Raw genomic sequence first — 7,266 nt, 5'->3', positions numbered from 1 at the left:
CTTTGGATGTCATGAAGGCGCAAAGGATTTTCTGAATTTGAGGCGAATAATCCACAATTTCGTTAATCCGCATATGAGCTTGAAAGGAAAAACGCCTGCTGAAGAAGCTGAAATACATTTGAAATTAGGGCGAATGAAGTTATTGAATTTGATTGCTTATGTTGTTAATATGGATGACGATAGTTAGATAGTATCCTCCGTAAGGTAGTTTCCAAGAATATGAATTCCGACAACATTCCCTTTGAAGTCCCGCAAGAGGCAGACAGCATCGGGATTCCTGTAAGGTTAGGCGCGCTTATTTCACATTTTCCTTTATCGCGTTCGGGCTTCCTCCTGCATGCCAGCTTAGTCTTGGCCTGATTCTTACTGCGTAGATTCGCTCAGAATTGTCATCAAGAATTATTGCCGCACCCTTTACCCGTGGGAGCGCATCAATATATTCCTGAAGGTCATATTTTAGGTAGGTTTGCATGATGTTGCGTAATGCATCAATATCCTGTTTTGCAGTAAGCCTGTGGGCGATAATCAAGTCGCACTGCGAAATCGCAGTTTCATGCAGCTTGTTTGGCTGCTGTGTAATAAAGACCATAGATACTCCTGGCTCTCTTCCGATTTTTACGCATCGAAGTAGCGGTGCAGTTGCCGGCGTTTCTCCATTTGCAGGAAGGAACTGGTGAGCCTCATCAATCATTATCCAGGTCATCGGGGTTTTTGATGATTTTGAAATGCCTTCTACAGCTTCCATTTCTTCTATGCGCCTTGATTCCATTCGCGCTTCAAGGACTTTTTTTGATAGCAGTCCGACAACAAGGGCGCGCACCGACCAGTCGCCAAGAAGGCTCAGGTCGACAACAGTTATTTTTCCAGGAATAATGCAATCAAGAAGAGATGAATAGCTTCTATAGTCAGACTTTTTTTGTATTTCGCTTGAGCCGCTAAAGAGATATGGGGGTTTTTCTTTAGCATCGTTTTTGGCCGGCGGATTAATGTATTCTAAGTCGCGCTTCAGCAGTTCTTCTTCAGATATTTTTTGTTTGCTGCGCTTTGAAATTACTGATTCCTGCTCAAATATACCCCATTCTGATGCCACTGCGAGCCGATTTATCAGCGCGTCTTTCAGGTGATCCGGGCCGTTTTCATTTTTCACATCAACTGCAAGATCTTCTAGAGAAAAATCACCGCGCTTTTTTACGCGCTTAAGCGCCTTTTGCAAAAGAATGCCCATTTCGGAATCAAGATTTATATTAAATGTAAGCGCCCAGTCTTCTGCCGAAAGCTCCGCGGGATTAAGAGAAAAAACAGCATCAAAAGGAATGTCATTTTCCGCGAAGTTCTTTATCTGCCCGCGCGGTATTACGAGATTTATTGCGAACCTTTGGGGTTTTGTGTTCCAGTTGGCGAACATGCTCATGTCGCGGTCGTTGGGGTTTTTCATAGACCAGAAAATGCCCATTGCATCAACTATGATGCACGAAAGGTTTTTGCGTACATCATCTTCAAGAAGAGCAATTTCTTCTGCAAGAACGCCCATTGTAAAGCTTTTTCCAGTGCCACGTTTTCCGAAAATTCCGATAATGTGCGGCCGCGCAAAATCCATCCGGACATAGTTGGTAAGATGCGCCTCTTTTTTTTCGCCGACGAAATGCTTGCCTATGATGCCGGTTCCTCGTTCGCCAAATTTATTGAAATCCGTTTCATCCCTACCGACAACGATGTTGTGCATTTCGCGCATTTTGAATCATTCCCCAATTTCTCTGGATTTAAAAGCTTGGCACCTATGTGCAGATATATATGTTTGGGGCTGAAAGTATATATTAGATAAATATGTCTAAAGACGGCTTTGAAAAAGTTTTCAGCAACCTGCAGCGGCTTGCAAAAAAGCATGATGTTGCGGCGGATATTATTCTTGACGGCTCGCGCGCAATTAGCGTAAGCCTGAAAAACAAGGGAGAGTTGCTTTCTGTCAATGTGAAAATCAACGACATTAAAAAAGTCCTTACAACTCCGGAGCTTCTGAAAGCAGGGCTGTCGCTATTGGCGCGCAAAAAAGGCGGACAGAGCAGAATCGAAGTCAATATTGATACCGGCGTGTTCAAGAAACTTTTTGGCAAAAAATCCTGAGTGTTGCCGGCAGATAATGGCAAAGGCACACTTGCCAAAACAAGCTTTTAAAATCCGCGCATCATATAATGCTTATGGTCGAGCTTTCTATTTCAGCATGCGAGCGCCTGATAAAAAAAGGCGGCGGCGGAAGGGTTTCAAAAGAAGCCGCAGAGGAGCTTGCAGGCATTCTTGAAGAGATTGCGGTTGACATCTCAAAGCAGGCAACGACAATGGCTGCGCATGCAAAAAGAAAAACGATAAAAGCGGAAGACATACGCCTTGCGAGCAAGATTTGAGGTTGGCGAAATTAGTGGCTTGCTCGAAAAATCAAATTATTACCCCAAGCATTTTGCGTAAACTTTGTCCAAATTCCAAATTATGCGAGAAAATAGAAATTGCTTTTGTTGTGTTTTTCTTTCATTATCGGTTACAAGAAGGTTAAATGCGCGATAATCCTCAGAATAAACGTCTTCAAGAGACTTGCTTTTAATTCCATATTTACTCAAAAAGTCCTGAAATTTTTGGGTTGAGATTCTTTTCAAGAAGCCCTGCGTATTTTTTCCGCGGATTTTGTAGTTTGAGATTTTTATCAAGCTTTGGATGTTTGGTCTAAGGTCTTAAAATTTGCATTGTTTAAAAATTAAGGCTTCGGTATTAATGGGATTGTCGCACGCAATCGATTTCAATAAAACGCAATCAGTTATATCATGTTTTCTTAAAGAATTCCTCAACTTCTTTTCCAATGTCTGTGCTGATTTTAAGATCCATGTCAGGCGGAAGCACTTTCCTGTAATTTTGCCAGAGATAGCGCTCGTCCATAAAAACGATTATCCCGCGGTCTGTTTCTGAACGTATAACTCTGCCTGCGGTTTGCACGGCTTTGGTTATTGCCGGATATGAATATCCGTAGTCCCAGCCTTTGTTAAACTTAAAATCATAGTAGCTTATCAGCGCCTCAGTAAGAAGATCCGGCCGTTCAAGCGGGAGCCCGACAATCACAACTGTGTTCATTATTTTTCCAGGGAAATCAACGCCTTCATTGAAGTTTCCGCCAATTACTCCTAAGAGAGCAGCACCCCTGAAATTGTTTGCGGCGTTCACAAATTTCTTGTAGAGATTCTGTTTTTCTTCCTTTGACATGTTCGGATATTCAAGAAGCGCGGGCTTTTCAATAGAGCGCTCTATCAGCTCAAACACCGAATCGCGAAGCGAATAGCTCGGGAAAAAGACGCCTGTGTTTCCGCGCGCCCGATTTATGATTTTGACAAGATTGCCGGCGATTTTAAGCAGGCCTTCTTCACTGCGTTTTGTGAATTTCGTTGTTACATCCTTGACCACGATGCAGAGGCGGTTTTCAGGAGGGAATGGGGATGTCAGGACAAGTTTTTCCGCGCGCATGGATGTGAGCCCGAAAAGCTCTTCATACATTTCAATTGGCGAAAGAGTGCCTGACATAAGCACAATTGAATGCGTTTCTTCAAAAAGCGGCTTTGTGACAATGCTTGGGTCAAGGCAGTCGTAGCTTACAAGAAACTCGCCCCTTTTTTCATCTGATTTGCGCATGATTCTTGCAAATCCGATATCCGGGCCGCTCCAGCTTTGAAAAAAGGACGCAATTCCGCCGAGGAATGACTTTTTTCTTTTTTCGCGTACGAGTTCTGCAATTTCTTCAATAGAACTAAGAAATATGTCTTTTCCGCCGACTTTTTCAAACACCGCGGAAATTTCTTCTTTTTTTACGAATGCTTCATTTGCATATTTTATGCTTGAAAATTTATCGCCGCACATTTTTGAAATTGCCTTAAGCATAAATTCAAGGTCATCCGCAAGCATTTTGTTGCCGAATTCTTCCGCTTCGTTTATCGCGCGCTCAAGCTGGAATGTGGACAGTTGCGCTGAAAGAAGCCCACGGATGCGCGCAGGGGCATTATGCGCCTCATCAACAATGATTATGCAGTTTTCAAGCGATTTTCCGGTTTTTGCGAGAAATACGTCACGGACAGACGGATGAAAAATGTGATGGTAATCTGCAATAATTACGTTTGCTGCTTTAGCTGATTCGAATATTATGTCCGCAGGGCAGAGGCCTTTGCACGCTTTTTTTGCCTCTTCTGCATGCATTATTTCGCTTTCCAGCTTTGAAAGCATTTTTAAGGCATTCTCAGAAAGTGCACCCACTTTGGAATATGTGTTATTGTGGTATGGGCAGGTGCCCTCTTTTTTTATTGATGCGCAGTGCGCCTCAAAATCGCTTTGCTGCATATCTTGGGCAGCCTCGAGATTGCAAAGCCATCGCTTTCCGATTAAGTCGGTGGCCTGTATGGTTTTTCCTGATTTTTTTTTGATTTCGCGTAAAGTGTCCACAACAATCTTATGCTGGCTATGGCGCGGCGTAAGAAATAATATGGTGAGCCCGTTTTCAAGTGCATATTCAAGAGCAGGGGCAAGCACGCCTGCGGTTTTTCCGATGCCTGTGGGGGCGTTTGCAAGAAGGATTTTTTTGTTCTTTACTGTTTTTTGCACCGCTTCCATCAACTGCCGTTGCCCGTCGCGGATTTGAGGGAACGGAAATAATGGAAATGAATTTGGCGGGTTAGCATGCATGATCTTTTTTCGGAAAGGATGCTTATATTTATAATCTCTTGGCGTTGCCGATACCTTTAAAAATATATCCTTTATATTAATGTAAGTTCTATAATGGCTAGGTAATATTTTATGGCACGACGCTCAACAGGATTTCGGAACAAGACAAGAAGGCTTTTGTCAGGCGCAGCAGAAAAACGCGTTACAGTAGCCTCGCGAATGAAGGAATTCAAACACGGTGCAAAGGTCGTTATACGAATTAACCCAGCCATACATGACGGAATACCGCACCCACGATATTATGGGGCTCTTGGCACAGTAATCGAGAAGCGCGGAAGGTCTTATGTTGTCGAGATAAAAGATGGCGGAAAGACAAAATGGCTTATTGCCGCAGGAGAGCACCTAAAGACGATTTAATTGGAAAAACAAACGAAATAGCACCTCGCTCTCTATTTCTTAGTATGTCCTATATAACTAACATTCAGAATAAAGCCGGACTTAGCCATATAAATCTAGAACACTAATTTCAAAATAATATGGATTGGCGATTGAAGTTAAGCGGATTAATGCAAAAATTCATTGCCTAAAATAATTGAGATATAAAGATTGATTTTTATGAAAAACACAAAAAAACAGAAGATAGAAACGGAAAACATAATTGTTTCCAAAAACGCGGCAAATGCTGCAGAAAAACATGGTGCTCTAAGACAAAATGCAGATCAGCAAAAACAACGGGCGGATCAACAAAAAACACATGTTCAAAAGTTCGTTCCAGACACGTCGGCAATAATAAACGGCAATGTAACCGACCTTGTGCGCGAGGGAAAGCTCACAGGCGAGCTCGTTGTTCCGGAATTCGTGATAGCTGAGCTTGAGAACCAGGCAAATCACGGAAAAGACATCGGCTTTGAAGGCCTTGAGGAGCTGAAAATAATACGGGAGCTTGCAGAAGAAAAAGGCATTACTATGTCAACGATCGGCAGAAAGCCGACAATCGAGGAAATTCAGCTTGCAAAATCAGGCCGAATAGACTCGCTGATAAGGGATATTGCGCGCAACTTAAAAGCGACTCTTGTGACTGCTGATATGGTCCAGGCAAAGGTTGCGGAAGCAGAGGGCGTCAAAGTGCTTTATTTCAAAAAAGCAGAAATCGAGCGAATGAGCCTTGAGGATTATTTTACTTCGGACACTATGTCGGTTCATCTTAAGGAGGGCTGCACTCCCAAAGCAAAACGAGGGAAACCCGGTGAATTCAAGCTGATTGAAATCGACGGCGAACTATTGACAGAGGATATTCTTGAAAATATGGCGCATGAAATTTTTGAAAAATCAAGAACTTCGGGCGGGCTTTTAGAAATGGATTTGCGCGGGGCGACAGTGATACAGCTTGGCAAATACCGCATTGCAATAACGAGGCATCCATTTTCCGAGAAAATGGAAATAACTGCGGTAAGGCCCATTGTTAAGGTCGATATCGAAAAATACAAGCTTTCGAAAAAACTGCTTGAGCGGTTTGATGAGCGTGCGGAAGGCATAATTGTTGCCGGGCCTCCGGGACATGGAAAAAGCACTTTGGCTCAGGCAATGGCTGAGTTTTACCAGAAAAAAGGAAAAATCGTAAAGACAATGGAGCATCCACGCGATTTGCAGGTCGGTCCGGAAATAACGCAGTACGGCGCCCTGAATAACGACATGGCAAATACCGCAGACATACTCCTTCTTGTCAGGCCCGACTTCACAATATATGATGAAGTCAGAAGCACAAAAGACTTTAAGATTTTTGCAGACATGCGGCTTGCAGGAGTCGGAATGCTGGGTGTTATTCACGCAACGCAGGCAATAGATACGATTCATCGTTTCATCGGGCGAATTGAGCTTGGCCTTATTCCGCAGGTAATTGACACAATAGTATATGTTCGAAACGGCGAGATAAAGCAGGTCTATACGCTGAACCTTGATGTGCGCACCCCGACCGGAATGACTGAGGCAGATTTAGCGCGGCCCATTATTGAGATTCTTGATTTTGAGACAGGCAGGCTGCTTTTTGAGGCCTACACTTACGGCGAGCAGACAGTTGTCATACCGATAAAAAGCAAGGCAGAAACCTCGAAAATAAACAAGCTTGCAGAGGAGCGGCTTTACGAAATTCTGAAAAAAAGAATTGCCAATCCGCGCGTGGAAATCATTTCAGCGAACCGCGCAATACTGCGCGTGGAGGAGGCAGACATGGCATATGTAATCGGACGCGAAGGCAGTAATATCAAAGAGCTTGAAAAGCTTACCGGAATGTCTTTGACAGTTGAGCCGATTATAGAAACGCTGAAAAAAACTATCAAATACAGTGTTTTTGAAGCAGGCGGCTATCTTTCGATAGTTGTTCCAGAAAATTATGTTGGGTCAAAAGTCGATATTTACAAAGGCGACGAATTTTTGTTTTCTGCAACAATTGGCAAAAAAGCGCAGGTCAAAATCCAGAAAAAATCAGAACTTGGCGACAAGGTTTTGAAGGCGGTTGCGCTGGGTAATTTGAATGTGCTGGCGGGATAAGTTTTGTTGTGATGCGCAATTGCTTGTGGTATG

At 43.3% G+C, this 7,266-nt stretch carries 8 protein-coding genes; 5 read left to right on the top strand and 3 right to left on the bottom strand.

What is annotated here, in order from left to right; translation table 11 throughout:
* The coding region (locus tag KKB09_00985) for a hypothetical protein (protein ID MBU4299771.1) at window positions 1-187 on the top strand (187 nt) is incomplete at its 5' end.
* 108 nt (window positions 188-295) lie between these two features.
* On the opposite strand, the gene KKB09_00980 is transcribed toward KKB09_00985, so the two are convergent.
* Complete coding sequence (locus KKB09_00980; GenBank protein MBU4299770.1) at window positions 296-1,732, bottom strand: DUF87 domain-containing protein; 1,437 nt, start codon at window positions 1,730-1,732, stop codon at window positions 296-298.
* A gap of 92 nt (window positions 1,733-1,824) precedes the next feature.
* Here KKB09_00980 and KKB09_00975 point away from each other — a divergent pair, with 92 nt between their 5' ends.
* Window positions 1,825-2,121: a hypothetical protein gene (locus tag KKB09_00975; protein ID MBU4299769.1), complete on the top strand. Its 297-nt coding sequence runs from the start codon at window positions 1,825-1,827 to the stop codon at window positions 2,119-2,121.
* A gap of 74 nt (window positions 2,122-2,195) precedes the next feature.
* Entirely contained in the window at window positions 2,196-2,399 is a 204-nt protein-coding gene (locus tag KKB09_00970) for an NFYB/HAP3 family transcription factor subunit (protein MBU4299768.1), read from the top strand.
* A 39-nt stretch (window positions 2,400-2,438) separates the two neighbouring features.
* Here KKB09_00970 and KKB09_00965 read toward each other — a convergent pair whose 3' ends face one another.
* Entirely contained in the window at window positions 2,439-2,696 is a 258-nt protein-coding gene (locus KKB09_00965; GenBank protein MBU4299767.1) for a hypothetical protein, read from the bottom strand.
* A gap of 112 nt (window positions 2,697-2,808) precedes the next feature.
* Window positions 2,809-4,707: an ATP-dependent DNA helicase gene (locus KKB09_00960; GenBank protein MBU4299766.1), complete on the bottom strand. Its 1,899-nt coding sequence runs from the start codon at window positions 4,705-4,707 to the stop codon at window positions 2,809-2,811.
* Between the two features lie 111 nt (window positions 4,708-4,818).
* On the opposite strand from KKB09_00960, the gene KKB09_00955 reads away from it, so the two are divergent.
* Window positions 4,819-5,103: a 50S ribosomal protein L21e gene (locus tag KKB09_00955; GenBank protein MBU4299765.1), complete on the top strand. Its 285-nt coding sequence runs from the start codon at window positions 4,819-4,821 to the stop codon at window positions 5,101-5,103.
* A gap of 198 nt (window positions 5,104-5,301) precedes the next feature.
* Window positions 5,302-7,233 (top strand): PINc/VapC family ATPase, encoded by a 1,932-nt coding sequence (locus tag KKB09_00950; protein ID MBU4299764.1) that lies wholly within the window; start codon window positions 5,302-5,304, stop codon window positions 7,231-7,233.
* Window positions 7,234-7,266 lie beyond the last annotated feature (33 nt).

This window comes from Nanoarchaeota archaeon (assembly GCA_018897155.1).
GTDB lineage: Archaea > EX4484-52 > EX4484-52 > EX4484-52 > LFW-46 > LFW-46.
The sequence above is the reverse complement of the archived record's forward strand: the minus strand, read 5'-3'. Positions and strand labels throughout refer to the sequence as shown.